This window comes from Streptomyces sp. HD, from assembly GCF_028369295.1.
Taxonomy (GTDB): Bacteria; Actinomycetota; Actinomycetes; order Streptomycetales; family Streptomycetaceae; genus Streptomyces.
In genome coordinates, this window is sequence record NZ_JAQMYP010000040.1 from 12,153 (window position 1) to 27,569 (window position 15,417).

16 protein-coding genes and 5 pseudogenes are annotated in these 15,417 nt (G+C 68.6%); 11 read left to right on the plus strand and 10 right to left on the minus strand.

The features are described from left to right. Positions 1–321 precede the first annotated feature (321 nt). The 4 genes from POF73_RS31910 to POF73_RS31925 all read right to left on the minus strand — a co-directional run bounded on the left by POF73_RS31910 (position 322) and on the right by POF73_RS31925 (position 3,069). Positions 322–1,164 carry an alpha/beta fold hydrolase gene (locus POF73_RS31910; RefSeq protein ID WP_272122501.1) on the minus strand — a complete coding sequence of 281 codons (843 nt, stop codon included), beginning with the start codon at positions 1,162–1,164 and terminating at the stop codon, positions 322–324. Positions 1,165–1,168: 4 nt separating this feature from the next. Next, positions 1,169–1,786: a dihydrofolate reductase family protein gene (locus POF73_RS31915; RefSeq protein WP_272122503.1), complete on the minus strand. Its 618-nt coding sequence runs from the start codon at positions 1,784–1,786 to the stop codon at positions 1,169–1,171. Positions 1,787–1,973: 187 nt separating this feature from the next. Then, positions 1,974–2,528 (minus strand): isochorismatase family protein, encoded by a 555-nt coding sequence (locus tag POF73_RS31920; protein WP_272122505.1) that lies wholly within the window; start codon positions 2,526–2,528, stop codon positions 1,974–1,976. Positions 2,529–2,742: 214 nt separating this feature from the next. Further along, entirely contained in the window at positions 2,743–3,069 is a 327-nt protein-coding gene (locus tag POF73_RS31925; protein WP_272122506.1) for a plasmid stabilization protein, read from the minus strand. Between the two features lie 348 nt (positions 3,070–3,417). On the opposite strand from POF73_RS31925, the gene POF73_RS31930 reads away from it, so the two are divergent. From POF73_RS31930 to POF73_RS31945, 4 genes are all read left to right on the plus strand, one after another. Continuing rightward, entirely contained in the window at positions 3,418–3,828 is a 411-nt protein-coding gene (locus tag POF73_RS31930) for a hypothetical protein (protein WP_272122507.1), read from the plus strand. A gap of 84 nt (positions 3,829–3,912) precedes the next feature. Next, a complete protein-coding gene (locus tag POF73_RS31935; RefSeq protein WP_272122508.1) occupies positions 3,913–4,632 on the plus strand; it encodes a DUF6766 family protein in 720 nt (239 codons plus the stop codon). 157 nt (positions 4,633–4,789) lie between these two features. Continuing rightward, entirely contained in the window at positions 4,790–5,212 is a 423-nt protein-coding gene (locus POF73_RS31940) for a CBS domain-containing protein (protein ID WP_272122509.1), read from the plus strand. 148 nt (positions 5,213–5,360) lie between these two features. Continuing rightward, a complete protein-coding gene (locus tag POF73_RS31945) occupies positions 5,361–5,582 on the plus strand; it encodes a DUF6480 family protein (protein ID WP_272122510.1) in 222 nt (73 codons plus the stop codon). Positions 5,583–6,056: 474 nt separating this feature from the next. Here the strand turns inward: POF73_RS31945 and POF73_RS31950 are convergent, their stop codons facing one another. Both POF73_RS31950 and POF73_RS31955 read right to left on the minus strand, forming a co-directional pair. Further along, positions 6,057–6,725 (minus strand): HAD family hydrolase, encoded by a 669-nt coding sequence (locus POF73_RS31950; protein WP_272122511.1) that lies wholly within the window; start codon positions 6,723–6,725, stop codon positions 6,057–6,059. 5 nt (positions 6,726–6,730) lie between these two features. Then, entirely contained in the window at positions 6,731–8,266 is a 1,536-nt protein-coding gene (locus POF73_RS31955; RefSeq protein WP_272122512.1) for an FAD-dependent oxidoreductase, read from the minus strand. A 188-nt stretch (positions 8,267–8,454) separates the two neighbouring features. On the opposite strand from POF73_RS31955, the pseudogene POF73_RS31960 reads away from it, so the two are divergent. From POF73_RS31960 to POF73_RS31975, 4 genes and pseudogenes are all read left to right on the plus strand, one after another. Further along, positions 8,455–8,796: pseudogene (locus tag POF73_RS31960) on the plus strand (alcohol dehydrogenase catalytic domain-containing protein); the annotation flags it as partial. Positions 8,797–9,008: 212 nt separating this feature from the next. Then, positions 9,009–9,536 carry a hypothetical protein gene (locus POF73_RS31965; protein ID WP_272122513.1) on the plus strand — a complete coding sequence of 176 codons (528 nt, stop codon included), beginning with the start codon at positions 9,009–9,011 and terminating at the stop codon, positions 9,534–9,536. A 328-nt stretch (positions 9,537–9,864) separates the two neighbouring features. Continuing rightward, positions 9,865–10,191: a plasmid stabilization protein gene (locus tag POF73_RS31970; protein WP_272122514.1), complete on the plus strand. Its 327-nt coding sequence runs from the start codon at positions 9,865–9,867 to the stop codon at positions 10,189–10,191. An 11-nt stretch (positions 10,192–10,202) separates the two neighbouring features. Next, positions 10,203–11,123: pseudogene (locus tag POF73_RS31975) on the plus strand (molybdopterin-dependent oxidoreductase); the annotation flags it as partial. Between the two features lie 163 nt (positions 11,124–11,286). Here POF73_RS31975 and POF73_RS31980 read toward each other — a convergent pair. The 3 genes and pseudogenes from POF73_RS31980 to POF73_RS31990 all read right to left on the minus strand — a co-directional run. Continuing rightward, positions 11,287–11,436: pseudogene (locus POF73_RS31980) on the minus strand (antitermination regulator); the annotation flags it as partial. A gap of 336 nt (positions 11,437–11,772) precedes the next feature. Continuing rightward, positions 11,773–12,006, minus strand: a complete 234-nt coding sequence (locus tag POF73_RS31985; protein WP_272122517.1) for a hypothetical protein — start codon at positions 12,004–12,006, stop codon at positions 11,773–11,775. A 259-nt stretch (positions 12,007–12,265) separates the two neighbouring features. Continuing rightward, on the minus strand, positions 12,266–12,748 hold the full coding sequence (locus POF73_RS31990; RefSeq protein WP_272122518.1) for a hypothetical protein: 483 nt from the start codon (positions 12,746–12,748) through the stop codon (positions 12,266–12,268). Between the two features lie 767 nt (positions 12,749–13,515). On the opposite strand from POF73_RS31990, the pseudogene POF73_RS31995 reads away from it, so the two are divergent. From POF73_RS31995 to POF73_RS32005, 3 genes and pseudogenes are all read left to right on the plus strand, one after another. Further along, positions 13,516–13,806 (plus strand): annotated as a pseudogene (locus POF73_RS31995) (helix-turn-helix transcriptional regulator); the annotation flags it as partial. Positions 13,807–13,898: 92 nt separating this feature from the next. After that, positions 13,899–14,346 (plus strand): annotated as a pseudogene (locus tag POF73_RS32000) (transposase). 123 nt (positions 14,347–14,469) lie between these two features. Next, positions 14,470–14,976 (plus strand): DUF6624 domain-containing protein, encoded by a 507-nt coding sequence (locus POF73_RS32005; RefSeq protein WP_272122519.1) that lies wholly within the window; start codon positions 14,470–14,472, stop codon positions 14,974–14,976. Positions 14,977–15,049: 73 nt separating this feature from the next. On the opposite strand, the gene POF73_RS32010 is transcribed toward POF73_RS32005, so the two are convergent. After that, complete coding sequence (locus POF73_RS32010) at positions 15,050–15,343, minus strand: hypothetical protein (protein ID WP_272122520.1); 294 nt, start codon at positions 15,341–15,343, stop codon at positions 15,050–15,052. Between the last annotated feature and the right edge of the window lie 74 nt (positions 15,344–15,417).

Consider the following 15,417-nt stretch of genomic DNA (forward strand, 5'->3'; position numbering starts at 1 on the left):
GACAAGATGTGCCGCGTAAATAACCGTCCGCCTTTGGAAGTTGAACGAGGCATGTGGCGGCCGATTACACCTATGTCCGACAAGCCCCATGCTCAGGCCGCCGATCCTCCAATTCGAGCCCTACCGCATCGACCCGTCCCAGGCGACTGGAGAGCCTCCACAGTCCGTCTCCTGAGCCGGCGGCGCCCTGGCGTATTCGTCACGAAGGCGCGGTCAGAACCCTCCAGTTGGTCACTTTGAGCATTCCAGTTGACCGCTCGCACAACGGCCCTCGGCTCCCGCAGGGTGACCACACATGCTCGTAGAACCCACGTGCGTCCCCTACCCCAGCGTGAGCATCGCCTCGGCGACCTCGGCGACCCCTGCAGCGGGGATCGCAGTGGCGGCCGCCTCAAGGATGAGCAGACGCGCCCCGGGGATCTCGCGCGCGATTGCCTTGCCCTTGCCGTCGGGGAAGAACCGGTCGCGATGGCCGTGGACGACGAGTGTGGGGACCTCGATCTCGGGCAGACGCTCCCGCCAGCGGGGTTTGCAGTCGAGCTTGGAAAACACCACGCCCAGCTGGTTGGCCATGTGGACGGCGGGGGCGGTGCCGGGCGTGCGGTCCCAGATGCGCGCGGCGAGCGCACGCGCGGCAATGGGGTCGTCGCCGCGGATCTCCGCACCGGCGGCGGCGAACTCCGCCACCGCCTCGCGGTCGCCCCAATCGGGCATCGGAAGCTTGAACAGCCGGCTCATCGTCGCCCGGTCGTGGTCGGGGAGGTCGTCGTCGGGCGGGCCAGGGGCGACCGGGCGGGTGCCCACCAGGGTGAGCGCCGAGAATGCGCCCGGATGGTCGAGCACGGCCACCTGGGCGACCATCCCGCCGACGCCGATCCCCGCAAGGTGCGCGGGTTCCCCGCCGAGCGCGTCGGCAAGGGCCGCCGCGTCGGCAGCGAGGTCGCGCAGGGTGTAGGCGGGCGCCTGTGGATCCGTCGTCGTCGACTCCCCGCTGTCGCGCAGGTCGTAGCGCACCACACGGCGCCCACCGGCCGCCAGGCGCTCGCACAGCGCGTCGGGCCAGGAGAGCATCGTCGTCCCACCCGCGAGCAGGACGAGTGGCGCGTCCTCGTCACCGAACGACTCGATGCCCAAGGCGATCTCATTGGCGTGGACAGTGGTCATCCGATCACCCCAGGACGTCGTAGGTCAGGTGCGTCGCGGTCGATGTCGAGATCACGCTCCGCTGGACCAGCGTGAGCGACGCTCCGCCGGTGAACAGTGGTGTCCCGGCGCCCAGCACGACGGGCGCGAGGTGCAGCGTCAGCGCGTCGACCAGCCCGGCCTCCAGCGCCGAGCGGACCGTGGCGCCCCCGCCCATGAGGATGACGTCGAGGTCCTGGCCGCTGTCCGCCGACGCCGACTCGGCTCGCTCGCGCGCGGCGGTGACGGCGTCGGACAGACCGGTGGTGACGAACGTCCAGTCGAGGTTGGCTGTCCGCACCGAGTCGGGCGGCGAGCTCGTCACGACGACGAACGCGGGCGCGCCGACCTCGCCGGCGCCGTAGCCGACCTTGTCGTCCCAGCCTTTCGGCCCGTCGACCACGTCGAAGAGGTGGCGGCCGAGGACGACGGCGCCCGAGCGGGCGGTCGCCTCGCGCAGGACCCGGCGGTCGTCGGGGTCGTCGGAGAACGCCCACGTGTGCAGGGCCTCGCCGCCGGTGCCCAGACCGTTGAGCGGGCCGGGGTCGGGCCCGGTGACGAAGCCGTCGAGAGAGACCGAGATATCAGCGATGATTCGAGTCATGTCAGGGTAGACCCGACCCGCCACCCAATCTCATCGCTCACACACGAAGCGTGTTCCAGACTCGAACCCGGATGGCACGGCACCCGAAGCGGCATGTCGGGCGTACAGCAGACGTTCGCCCCCGGTGTGCCTCAGAGGCGCATATGTACAGGTCAAAGGGTATGACCACGCCGACGCTCGAACCATGTCAGGCACCCAGGGGAGCGGTGAAGTCGACATCGGCGGCAGGCAGGACACGGATGTTGCGCGCCGGGAAACTGATGTGCCGGTAGATGGCGTTGTGGTGCATGACGGCCCGATCGGACGAGACGAACCCGTCGACGTCCGGACGGGCAGAGGTGGTGTGCCCGTCGGCAACGAGCACCACGTCATAGCCACGGCTGAGTGCCTGCCGTGCGGTCGTGTCCACGCAGAACTCGGTGGCGAACCCGGTGACGACCACCTCGGTGACGTCGAGTGCCGTAAGGAACGGGCCGAGGTCGCTGCCCAGAAAGGCGTCGGCGGTGCCCTTCCGGACGATCTTCTCGCCCTCGCCGGGAGCCAGTTCGGGCACGATCCGCCACGCTTCCGTGCCTGGCTCCAGTCCAGGGCCGTCGTGCTGGACGGTAATGACGGGCACATCGGTGGCCCGAGCGCGTTCCCGGAGCAAGGCGATCGTGGCGACGGTCTCCTTCGGCCGGTGAGAGATGGCCACGGCGGCGTTCTGCATGTCAAGGACGAGGAGCGCGGGTACATGAGGCATAGGGGCACCGTAATGGGGTGCGGATGGGCTGGGCGGGGGACCTCGGCCGGCGCATGTTGCCCCATTGAGTCGTTCGTAGGGTTTCGGATTGAGTCGTTCGTAGGGTTCGGAACACGACGTTCTTCGCAGTGCAGCCTTCCCGCCCCGTGACGAGCGGGTGGCGGGCGGCCCCGCGCACCGCCTGCCCCGGCCGCGCCTTGGGCTCAGCGGCCCATCAGCGGCCGAGTGCGTTCTCCAACTGCTTCTTGCTCATCGAGGACCTGCCGTGGATGTCACGCTTCTTGGCCTCCTGGTACAGCTGATCCTTGGTCGGTCCCTGCGAGCCGCTGTGCGAGCGCTGCCCACCACGCTGGGACGCCGACTTCGGGTCACGGGTCGAGGTTTTGCTCGCGGACTTCGACTCGCCCGACCTGGCCCGTTCCTTGTTGACCGTCCGTGCGGCGATCTCCTTGGCCCGCTTCGTGGACTCCCCGCGTTCCTGAGCACTTTTCTTGACGTGTTCGTACTGGCGCTCCCGCTTGGAGCTCGATCCAGCCGGCATGGTGCCTCTCCTTCCTCACACAGATCTCACGGACCTTGGTGAGGTATCCCCATCGAACCTCACCAGGCAGCGATGGTCAGTCGGTCCTGATCACGGGTGCTCGGTCCGTTGATCCGGGGCACTCCTCCACCTTCGCCGCCGCCCTGTCCTGGAGCGTGGCGCCGCCTTTTTGTGTGACGTTCGGGTCGACGAGTTCCCTGAAGGGCTCATCCGAAGCACACGCACCCGGCGTGCCTTGCGCCGACCTGGGGACCTTTCGACGACCGCTCGGCCGGGTGAGGGAAGAGCGGGGCGCGGTGGGCGCTCGCGTCGGGCTCATTGCGGTGTACTGCGGTAGGAGGTGGACCGATGGCCGGGCGAAGACGCGGTGTGGCGCTGTGTGTCCTGCTGGCCGTCGGCGTCGTCGCGGGCTGCGGCACGGTGCAGGAGCGGCAGGACGACGTACGCGACACCGCGGCCGCGTTCGAGCAGGCCCTCGGTGAAGGGGCATACGACCGTGTGTGCGCCGTTCTCGCGCCGGCGACCGTGGAGGAGTTGGAGCAGTCGGCCGGCAGCCCGTGCCCGCAGGCGGTGAGCGAGGAGTCTCTGGCGCCGGGGGGTGCCGTACGGCGGACGGATGTGTACGGCAACCAGGCACGGGCGGTGCTCTCCTCGGACACCCTGTTCCTGTCCCGCTTCACCGCCGGCTGGAAGGTCGTGGCCGCCGGCTGCGCGCCCCAGCCGCACGAACCGTACCGGTGCCGGATCAAGGGCGGGTGAGCTGGTGAGGGTCATGTTCACTTTGATCGTCGCGATCATTACGGTCGGTCTCGTCTACCTGGCGGCCCTGGGACTGATGCACCGATGACCGAGCACTCGTCCCGGACCACCCCGCCCACCCACCGGGGCCTGCTGGGCTTCGTGCGGGACAACGGGCTCGGGCTCTTCTTCACCATCGCGTTCCTGCTGGCTCTGATCGGTCAGGCGATCGCCGGACACGCCGACTTCAACAACCAGATGGCCACCGACCAGCTCCAGCAGATCTCTCTCGGCAAGTACGTCACCACGTCCGACTTCGCAGTCGACGTGGCCGAGAACTGGCAGTCGGAGTACCTGCAGTTCTTCCTCTATGTAGGCGTGACCGTCTGGCTGCTGCAACGCGGTTCCCCGGAGTCCAAGGAACTACACAAGGGCGGCACAGAGTCCGACGAGGACCAGCTGGTCGGTGAGTACGCCAAGGAGGGCTCGCCCAAGTGGGCCAGGGCCGGCGGATGGCGTCGCGCGGTGTACTCGCACTCCCTGCTGCTGGCCATGGGTACGATCTTCCTGCTGTCCTGGCTGGTCCAGTCGATCACCGGCGTGGCCGCCTACAACGAACAGCGGCTGCGGGAGCTGCAGGCCCCGCTGAGCTGGGCCGACTACCTCGGTGCCGCGGATTTCTGGAACCGCACCCTGCAGAACTGGCAGTCCGAACTGCTCGCCGTCGCCTCAATGGCCGTGCTGTCGATCTACCTGCGGCAACGAGGCTCCCCGGAATCGAAGCCGGTCGGAGCCGCCCACGGCGCCACCGGCGTGGAGGGGTGAGGCTACGGAAGGAAAGTCCGGTGTGCGCCCAATTCACATATGGGGCAGCGCAGGCCCGAATACCTCCGGCGACGACGTGGGGACCGGTCACCCACGGGTACTCGGGAGGCTCAGCGTTGGTGAAAGGTCCGCCGCCCGATGCGCGGAGGGACATTCCATGACTCGGCATGTCAGCGACGTCATGACGAGCGCCCCTACCACCGTCGAACCGCAGACCTCGGTGACGGTCGTGGCTCGGATGATGCGGGACGAGGACATCGGCACCGTACTGGTCACCGAGGGCGAGCGGTTGCGCGGGCTGGTCAGTGACCGCGACCTGGTGGTGCGCGCGATGGCCGAGGGCGGCGATCCCAATGAGACGACGGTGGCCCAGGCGTGCAGCGACGATCTGGTCACATTGGGGCCCGACGACACTCTGGACCGCGCGGTAGAGGTGATGCGCGAGCATGCGGTGCGCCGTGTCCCGGTCGTGGACGAAGGAAGGCACGCGGTGGGCATCGTCTCCATCGGCGACCTGGCCATCGAGCGCGATTTCGGGTCGGCCCTCGGCGACATCAGCGCTGCGAGGCCCAACAGGTGACGCGTCCTCGTCCGGCGTCCGGATGGCGCCTCAATACCCGGAGGCTTCCGAGGGCTCCTGAAGGCCCTAGGTAATCGGACCGGACCTTCCTCCGACACCGAGACGCCGTGGGCGGCGCCCCCCACGGCGTGCGAGAGGGGCGCGCACGATGACGACTCCTGACCCCGAGCCGAAGCGAACCCCGGGACTCGAACCCGGCGGCGAGGTGCCCCCGGGTGAGAACCCGCCCGCCGAAGGAGGCACTTACGGCATCTCGCACCCGGAGCCGCCCGAACTGCGCAAGGGATGGGGGCCCATGCCGCTCGTCCTGATCATGGTCGTGGTGGCGTTGGTCGCGATCGGGCTGATCGCGATGGCAGTGGCCCTGTAACGCCTCCCGCGCGGTACCCGTGACACAGGACGGGCCCTGCCCCGCCAGGACGCAACCGCGGCCGACCGCGAGCCATCGCCCGGGCGCGCCCCGGCACAGGGGCCGGGGCCAACAGCTCCTCCGCTGGCGGTGTACTACACCGTCCGTCACGTCCGTCCCGTCCGTCACGACAAGGCGGACCGTGTGCGTACCCAGGGCCGCCGGTGTGATGCGGCCCGTACTCAGCACGGATCGGCCATTTCGCCGCGTTGCCGAGGAGCCGGTCGGCCCATCGCTCCTGCCGGTGTCCGGTCGCACGGACACCGGACACGGCCTCGCCCGCCGGCCACGGCCTCGCCCGCCGGCCACGGCTCGTCCTCCGGCAAACCGGCGACGGCCTCGTGGCGTACGGCCTGTTGGTGCACCATGTGCACCTCGACGTGCTCGTGCAGAAGCGCAGGTGCCCCTGCGCGGTGGAGGTGACAACGACGTCCGTCAGGCGAACGGGCTGCGCGCCAGCTCGGCGAGCAGCTGGGCCGGGTCCGCGAACACAGCGTCGGCGCCGGCCTCTTCCAGGTCCGCGCGGGGAATGCCGCCGCACAGCAGCGCCACGCACCGCACGCCCGCACGGGTGCCCGCCCGCATGTCCCACACCGTGTCGCCGACGAACACGGCACGCTCCGCCGGTACGCCGGCCAGTTCCAGCGCCCGTTCTACGGGCTCGGGAGCCGGTTTGCCCTCGGAGACGTCGTCAGCGCTCGCTGTCGCCTTGATGGCGTCGTCCGCGTCGATCGCCCGCCGCAGCGCGGACAGTTCGTCGTCGCTCGCCGAGGTGGCGAGGACGACCGTCCAGGCGTCGTCGGCCAGCCTTCGCAGCAGACGGCCCGCGTCCGGCAGCGCGGTCAGCCGCTCGAAGTACTGGGCGTAGAGGACCTTGTGCGCGGTGCTGAGGTCCTCCGCCTCGCCGGGGTCCAGGGCTGATTCTTCTCTTCCGCCGAGCAGACGGGCGACGAGGTCCTCGGATCCGAGCCCGACCGCACGGTGGATGGCGTGCGTCGGCACCCGGTGCCCGGCCCGGCGGAACGCCTCCCACCAGGTGACCACGTGCAGATGATTGGTGTCGACGAGGGTTCCGTCCACGTCGAACAGGGCTGCCCGTTCCATGACACTCAGACCTCTCGTTTCTTCAGCGGCCGCACTGCGGGACCATGGAGGATGCGGCCGTCGGGGGCGAAGCGGGAGCCGTGGCACGGACACTCCCACGCCTGCTCCGCGTGGTTGAAGGCGACGAGGCAGCCGAGGTGGGTGCAGCGGGCCGAGACGGCGTGGAGCTGACCGCTGTCGTCCCGGTGGACGGCGCACTGGTGGCCGCCCACACGCAGCACCTTGCCGTCTCCGGGGGCGAGGTCCTCGGGGGCGGAAGCGGTGACGGGCGGCAGCCGGTCCCCGACGAAGTGCTTGGCCACGTGGGCCTGGTGCTTGAGGAAGGACACGCCTTCGCGGACCACGGAACCCAGTCGCCGCGGGTCGTACAGGCCCGCCCACTCGGGCTCCCGGCCCTCGACGAGGTCGGCGATCAGCCGGCCTGCCATGATGCCGCCGCTCAGGCCCCAGCCGCCGAAGCCGGTGGCCACGTACGTGTGGTGGCTGCCGAGGTGGAGTGGTCCGACGAGAGGTACGGAGTCGGTGGAGACGTTGTCCTGGGTGGCCCAGCGGTGGGTGGGGGTCAGGCCCGGGAAGTGGCTGAGGGCCCAGGCGGCCAGCCGTTCGAAACGTTCCTCGACGTCAGCGATGCCGGGGGCGCCGGGGGTGAAGTGCTCTCCGGTGGCGATCAGCAGACGCTTGCCGTCGGCGTAGGGGGCGCTGCGCACGGACCGGGTGTTCTGCTCGGGCGTGATGTACATCTCGCGGGGTGCCCGGTCCGCGTCGAGGGTGCCCGCGACGACCAGTTCGCGGCGTGGGGAGAGCCGAGTGAAGAACAGGGCCCGGTCGAAGACGGGGTAGTGCGTGGCGACGACGACCTCACGCGCCCGCACCGTGACGCCGGTGTCGGTCGCAAGGACGCAGGGTTCGCCCTCGGTGAGGCCGGTGACGCGTGTCCCCTCGTACACGGCACCGCCGCGGCGACGAAGGTCGTCGGCCACGGCACGCAGGTACTTCACGGGATGGAACTGCGCCTGACCGGTCAGCCGTACCGCACCCGCCACCGGGAAGGGAAGCTCCGTTTCGGTGACGAACTCGGCCGGCAGGCCCGCCTCGCACGCCGCCTCGGCCTCCGCCCGCAGCAGTGTCACGTGCTGCGGATTCTCCGCGTATGTGCAGGCGGCCGCTTGCTCCCACTCGCACTCGATCTCCAGGTCGGCCACGATCTCGGCGGCCCGGCGGATCGCGGTGGACTGCGAGTCGGCATACAGCCGCGCGCCCTCGCGGCCGCGGGTACGGCGCAGGTGGTCGTAGGCCAGGGTGTGCAGCGCGGTCAGCTTGGCCGTCGTGTGGCCGGTGACCCCACAGGCGATCCGGTCCGCCTCCAGTACGGCCACTTCGTGGCCGCGCTCGGCCAGCTCCCAGGCGGTGCTGAGCCCCGCGACGCCGCCACCGATCACCGCGACCTCGACGGCGAGATCCCCGGACGGCGGGAAAGCGGGCTCGCCGCCCGGGGCGCTCTCGATCCAGTACGACCCCCGGAGTGCTTGCTCGGTGTTCATGGCCGCCGAGTTCCCGTCTCGGTGAGGTGACACGCATCGGCATGTTCGAGGCCGACCCGACACTCCCGTCCCTCTTCGGCTCGCTTGCCCAAAATCACGCGCGGGGGCCCGGCACGAACGGGCAACAGCCCCCTCAGTGGCCTTCGGCCTTCCGGTCCGCGGACCTGAGCAGCGTGAGAGGAGCGATCGTGAAGGCTGCCGTTTACGAAGGACCGCGTAGCGTCACCGTCACCGTCAGCGTCAGCGACATGCCGGACGCGAAGATCGAGCACCCCTGCGACATCCTCGTCGTGATCACCACCGCCAACATCTGCGGCTTCGACCTGCACATGTACGAGGGACGTACGTCCATCGAGACGGGCCGCAGCATGGGGCACGAGAACCTCGGCGAGGTCGTGGAGATGGCTCCGCCGTCAGCAAGGTGATTCGCCGGGAGGAGGCCGTACCAGGACGGTCAGGCCGAATACCTGCGCGTTCCGTCCGGCGACTTCAACACTCTGCGTCCGGTTGAGGACGCCACCGAGCGGCAGCCAACGGGCCGGGACGGGGGCTGGACCAAGGGCTGGACCAAGGTGGCCCCGCACCCCGAGGGCCACGGCAGGGACAGCCGGGTCGGACCGCTCCCGCCAGGAGCGGCGCCCAGCTGTCCTGTGCCCCGAAGCGAGGGGCCGGACGGGCCCGTACGGGTACTCGTGCGACACCGCCGCCCGCGGGCGGAGAGAGAAGCGAGAGGGCACGAGCCATGAAGACACCGATGCCGGGCACCCGGCCCCGGATCCGCAGGGTCCGCACGGACCTGCTCGGGATTTACCTCAACGACCATCTGGCAGGTTCCACGGTCGGAGCCGGACGCTCCCTGTTCATGGCCCGATCACATCGCGACCCGCCATACGCGCAACCGCTGCAGCACCTCGCCGACGAGATCGCCGAGGACCGTGCGAGCCTGCTGCGCATCATGCGAAGCCTGGACGTGCCGAAGCGCCGCTACAAGGTCGCGGCAGCCGGCGCGGCCGAGCAACTGGGGCGTCTCAAGAGCAATGGACGCCTGTACCGGCGTTCGCCTCTGACGCTGGTGATCGAACTTGAGTTTCTCCGGCTGGGGGTGAAGGGCAAGGAACTCGGCTGGCGCACGCTGCGCGCCCTGGCCGAGGCGGACGGCCGCATCGACGAGCAGGAGCTCGACGGACTGATCGCACGGGCCGAACAGCAGGTGAACACGCTGGAGGAGCTGCGTGTCAGAGCGGTCCGGGACGTATTGCTCACCGACTGACGCGGAGCGGCGAGACCGACGGGTCGGACGACAGCTTCGGGGAACTCGGCGCATCGACCCCTTTGGAAGAGAGAAGGGACTGAGCACCCCCAACCCTCAGCGAACCGAACACCGACGCAGCGACAAAGGCGGTGCCACACCGCAACGCAGCGGTGAGCTCAAAGCGCGCCAGACCGACGACATGGGCGGCGGCCATGTCCATGGCACGGACAAAGGGAAACAACGGCGGTGGAGAGGCGGCGGAGTGCCCGCCTCCGGACCAGCGTCCCGATCATCCGTGAGGCAGCGGCGCCGCCCGGTCTCTTCGAGAACGGCGAGGAGGAACAGCATGCCGGCCGGATCGAGTTCCAAGCGGGAACGGCAGTACGAACACATCAAGAAGAGCGCCCAGGACCGGGGAGAGTCCGCCGGACGAGCCAAGGAGATCGCCGCGCGGACGGTCAACAAGGAGCGGGCGAGGTCGGGCGAGTCGAAGACCGCGAGCAAGACCTCGACCCGTGACCCCAAGTCCGCGCCCCAGCGCGGCGGGCAGCGCTCGCACAGCGGCGCGCAGGGACCGACCAAGGACCAGCTGTACGAGGAGGCGAAGAAGCGCAATATCGACGGCCGCTCCTCGATGACCAAAAAGCAGCTGCAGAACGCTCTCGGCCGTTGAGGATGAGGCGGATGCGGCCCAAGGTCGACCGGATCGCGCAGCCCTGGGGCGACCGCACCCCCTATGGCCGCGGTGAAGCCTGGCCGGTGCGGGTCGACTCGTATCTGCAGCCCGGCGCCACGGCCGACGCCGTGGAGCGCTGGGTTCCCACCGCCTCTCTGCTGCACTCCAACGGAGACGCGATGGACGTCGCGGTCGCCCATGACCGGATCGTCGGGGTGCGCGGCCGGCCGGACGACCGGGTCAACCACGGCCGGCTCGGACCGAACGACCTGTTCGGCTGGCAAGCCAACCAGGCCGAGGACCGGCTGACCACTCCCCTGGTCCGGGACGGCGGGCGACTGGTGCCCAGCGGCTGGGACACGGCCATGGACCGGATCGCCGCCCGGACCAGAGAGCTGCTGGACGAGAACGGCCCCGGCTGCATCGGCTTCTACACCACCGGCCAGCTGTTCCTGGAGGAGTACTACACCCTGACGGTGGTCGCCCGCGCCGGCATCGGTACCAACCATCTCGACGGCAACACCCGCCTGTGCACCGCCACCGCGGCGGAGGCGCTGAAGGAGACCTTCGGCTGCGACGGCCAGCCCGCCTCCTACACGGACGTCGACCATGCCGACGTCATCGCCCTGTTCGGACACAACATGGCCGAGACCCAGCCGGTGCTGTGGATGCGCGTACTGGACCGCCTGGAGGGAGCCGATCCACCCCGTCTCGTGTGCGTCGACCCACGTCCCACCCCCGTCGCCCGCCGCGCGGCCGTCCACCTCGCAGTCCGCGCGGGGACCAACGTGGCCCTGCTCGACGCCCTGCTGCACGAGATCATCCGCACCGGACGGATCGACCGCGACTTCATCGACGCGCACACCGTCGGTTTCGACGAACTCGCCGAGAGCCTCTCCGACTGCACTCCCGCCTGGGCCGCCGACATACCGCAACTGCTCGCAAGCCTGTGAGCCGGAGCCGCGGAGCGGGGCACTCCTGGGCGACCACTGGGATGGTGTTCAGCCCTGTTCCGGAGGAGCCGGTCACCCGGGGTCACGACAGGGTGCCCTCCTCGCAGACCCGGCGGGCGACCTCGCGGAGCTTGATGCTGTTGAAGAGGTTCAGCGCGCCGAGGTCTTCCTCCTCGGTGAACAGGAAGCCCATCATGCTGCCGATGCCGAGCTTGCGTGCCTGGGGCGCGTAAACGGGCCAGCGCTGGTGCTCGGCGGTGAGGTCGGCGATGCGGAAGACCCGTTCACCTCTACTCATCACGTCTGGACAAGCCTCATACCCGCTCTTCACGCGAGGCTCGCGATCACATCGCAGACGCGGATACCCATCGTGGGCCGGAAGAGACTCCGGTGCTGCTGCGAGCCGGTGGCATCAGGCCCCAGGGCGGGGGTGGTGGTCGTTCGTGAACATCGACCGGCGTGGGTGGAGGCCCTGGCCGCAACAAAGGGGGCCTCGGGCCAGCCGCAGAGCGGCTGGCCGCGACGCCCATCATGGGGAAGGAAAGGCCGAGGCCCCGCTTTGCCGTCGAGGCGCCGACCGGTGGGCCGGAGGGGCCTGGCGGGAGTCTCCCTCCGGCATGTGAAATCAGCCGCTCAAGCGGCTGCGCAGCAACGCCTTCCCCAATTCTGCGCCCTTACGGCTGTCAGCCTGCGCCTTGGTGAACAGCTCGACCAGTTGCTCGTCCTTGGCCCGCTCGGCGTCCTTGATGTAGGTGTCCAGCCGGAGGGCGTTCTCCAGGCAGCTCTCGACGTACCAGAGAAGGTTGTAGTCCTTGTCCTGGGTTCCGGTGATGCCGCCGGTCTCCGTGGCGCTCGCCATCGTCTCATCACTCCGTTCCGTTGTGTCGAAGCGGGCGCTCAGCCCGCTGGCCCTTGTCGTCCGGACTGGTCGTCGAGTACCCCCGTGGGACACGACGACCCTTGGGAACCGGTCACGATGACAATCGCCGCGACCGGTGCGGCACGCCAGAAACGGTGCCTGAATGTCGCCGTACGTCACGACGGGAGCGGAGAGCTCCAAGGAGGCCGCCATGAGGCCGCTGGAGAAGCATGACCTGTGCAGCGGCACGCGCTCGCGATCACGCCATGCCCTTGGCCTCTCCGAGGTGAGCCTTTACGTCCCGCTCGGCGTGCCTGGCAGGCACCGCATCCCCGGCGCTGTTGTGAAGTTCTGCTGCCCTCGCCGCATCCTGGGCCGCGTCCAACTCTTCCTTGATCTCCCTGGCTTGGCTCGCTCCACGACAGTCTGTTCGCGCTGAACCGATCTCGGCCCGGGTCCTCCGGTTGTACCTTGCGGCTGCGTCCGTGTCAGGCCGCTGACCGTCGGCTGCCAGGGCTTTCTCATTGAGCTCGATGGCGGTCTGGATCCTGGAGCGGCAGACAGAATCGGCAGCGCGAGATTGCAGGGGTGCATCCCACGGCTTCACCACCGGCGCGTGGCTCTCGTCCAGCGGAGCCGCGACGGGAGCGTGACTTTCGGATGCCGCAGGTGATGCGGCACCGCCACCTGCGATGGCGACGGCGATTCCGATGGGGAACAGCAGCTTCTTGGCACGTGGCATGGTCATCCTTCTTTGAGACGTAGGCGGAAGGGATCAGGCTCAGGTCGTCCCGCACCGCCAGTAGCCGAAGTCACCCATCTCGCCGCCTGTCGAGATACCCGCGGAGACGCAGATCTTCGCTTCGCGCGTGCGGCGTGTTGACGCCTGCGAAGGCCGGCGAGTTCGCGAGTGCCACGCACGCGACCGCGGCCGCACACGCCCCTAAAACCTTGGTCCGGGTTACGTTCACGCTGATTCCCCTCTGGCAGAAATTGACCGACACAGGAAATGCGAGATTCACCGAATACGCGGCATCCGCTGTGTCATCCACCAGGATCTGACCGAATTACCTTTCGGTCCCGCTCACCGGCGCATGCATTTCACGGTAAGGGGGCAACAGCACGGAGTCGCTAGCGACGAGTACACACACTTGGCAACGCGTCTACTTACTGATCTTCCGCGCAACCCAGAAGACCATCAACCGGGTTGATCCTGCGGGGCCGTTACTGCGACAAAGCCCCTTACTCAAGGTGTGCCACAGCGATGGCGTGTCTGAATTCGCCGCGAAATGAGCACAGCCGCTCGTCGTTGATGCTGCCCGCCGTGTGCTGGCGCCCGGCAGCGGAGATCCTCATAGAAGCGTCTGACCCGCGCCCCTCGTTCCGACTCGGCCGCATCCAAACGGGGTTTTGATGATCGAGAAGGTGTTCCGGAGCGACGACGTTCCGTCGGCCGACCGCTTCGATATCTGGCGCCAACGGCTGAGCAGAGACGTCTCCCCTCTCGGCTCCGTCAGCTACCTGCACCGCATCTTCCAGGGGGAGGGCATCACCGTCTCGTCCTGGATCCGTGAGCAGCGTCTGGCGAACGCCCGCCGCGATCTGGCCGATCCCACGCTGCGCAGCACTCCCATCCACATCATTGTCTCTCGCTGGGGTTTCCCACGAGCCGCGGACTTCAGCCGGGCGTTCCGCAACGCTCACGGCATACCGCCAAAGGATTACCGGGACCACACCTCAACCCGACTCCCACCTCCCGCCCGTGACACTCGCCAGGTAAACCCGCCCCACCGCCACTAGGGCCTGTCCTGCGGATCGTGTGACCGTTCCGGGTTCCGCCTCCTTGGCATGGACGTGGGGCTGGGGATCTATCGAACTCGGAGTGGGCGCGTCTGCGTCCCCATCTACCGAAGTCCGGTCAGCGCGGCGGACGTTGGGGAAGCAATCGCAGGGTGATAGACGGGATCCTCTTCCGGCAGCACACCGGGATGCCGTGGCGGGATCTGCCTACGCGTTTCGGTAAATGGCAGACCGTGTACGAGAGACAGAGACGCTGGTTGGCGGACAGCACCTGGGACAAGGCCTTTGCGACCATCCTGGCCAACGCCCACGCGGAAGGCCGTATCGACTGGTCGATGATGAGCGTGAACTCCACCTCCTGGCCCCGATGAGGGGCTGGGACGCTCACGGGGCAGCCTGACTTGCAAGATCCACCTTGCCAGGGCCAACCGCAAACGGCGCGGGAGCCACGGCAGGCGCCCCACCGGGTTCGACAAGCGTGCCTACGGCTTCAACGACACCGTGACCGTCACACTGATCCGCCTCTGGCTCCGGGCGTAGATCCATTATCCAGGTGCGAACAGGCACCTGTCACCGTCCTCCGGAATGATCTTTACGCCTGATATGCACCTTTAGGGTTGCAGCCGATGAGCACAACGCACCGACGCAACCAAGGAGTCGAGAGTGGAGCACGACGTCGCCGCGCTGACCGTGGAACTCACCGACATGGCCGCGGCCGATCACCAGTCCTCAATCCGCGCGAACAGCGATGACCCGGCCGAGCAGTTGGTGTGGCGCCGGCTGACCGCACGGCACGGCGACCGACTCGGCGAGATCATGAACGAGTACGGCTGGCCGACGGCAGCACTGGTCGGCGAGGAAGCCGCACGCGCAGCGTGGCTGATCGCCCAGCACGCCGACCGGCAGCTCGACGTCCAGCGTCGCGCCCTTCAGCTGATGGAGCAGGCGGTGTCCGCAGGCTCGGCCAGCCCGCGGGAGCTGGCCTTTCTGCGCGACCGCACGCTGGTCAACGAGGGCCGCAAGCAGATCTACGGCACCCAGATCGCCGGCGTGAAGGACGGGGTACCGATCCCCTGGCCCTGTGAAGCGCCGGAGGGCATGGACAGGCTTCGTACGGAAGTCGGCATTGAGCCCTTCGACGAGTACGTCGCCAAGTTCGCCATGCCCTGACGCCCCGAGTCGCGTCCCGCGGATCATTACCCGGGCTCACCTGCGGTTGGCGCAATGATCCGCCGAACAGGCCCTAGTGGCCGACGCCGTTGTTGCATCCCATGGTCGAGCCCATGTGGGTGTCCTGCCCGCCGGCGTTGCCCTCGCCGTTGAGCGCGTTGCCCAGCAGTCCGTTGAGGATGCCGACCTGGCCCAAGACGTCGACGTTCAGGTCGTGCGACTTGCAGTTGGAGCTCTGCAGGGCGCTGAGATGGCCCCCGTCCTTGCCGTCGTGGCCACCCTGGTCGGCAGCGGCGGTGCCGGCGCCTACGAGTCCGACGCTGCTGAGGGCGACCACCAGGACGGCAGCCTTGCGAAGCTTGTGCATGTCATCTCCGGTGAGGTGAGGTGTGGTGAGGAGCGTTCGATCCGTGGCGAATCGACTCCGTACAGTCACGCGAT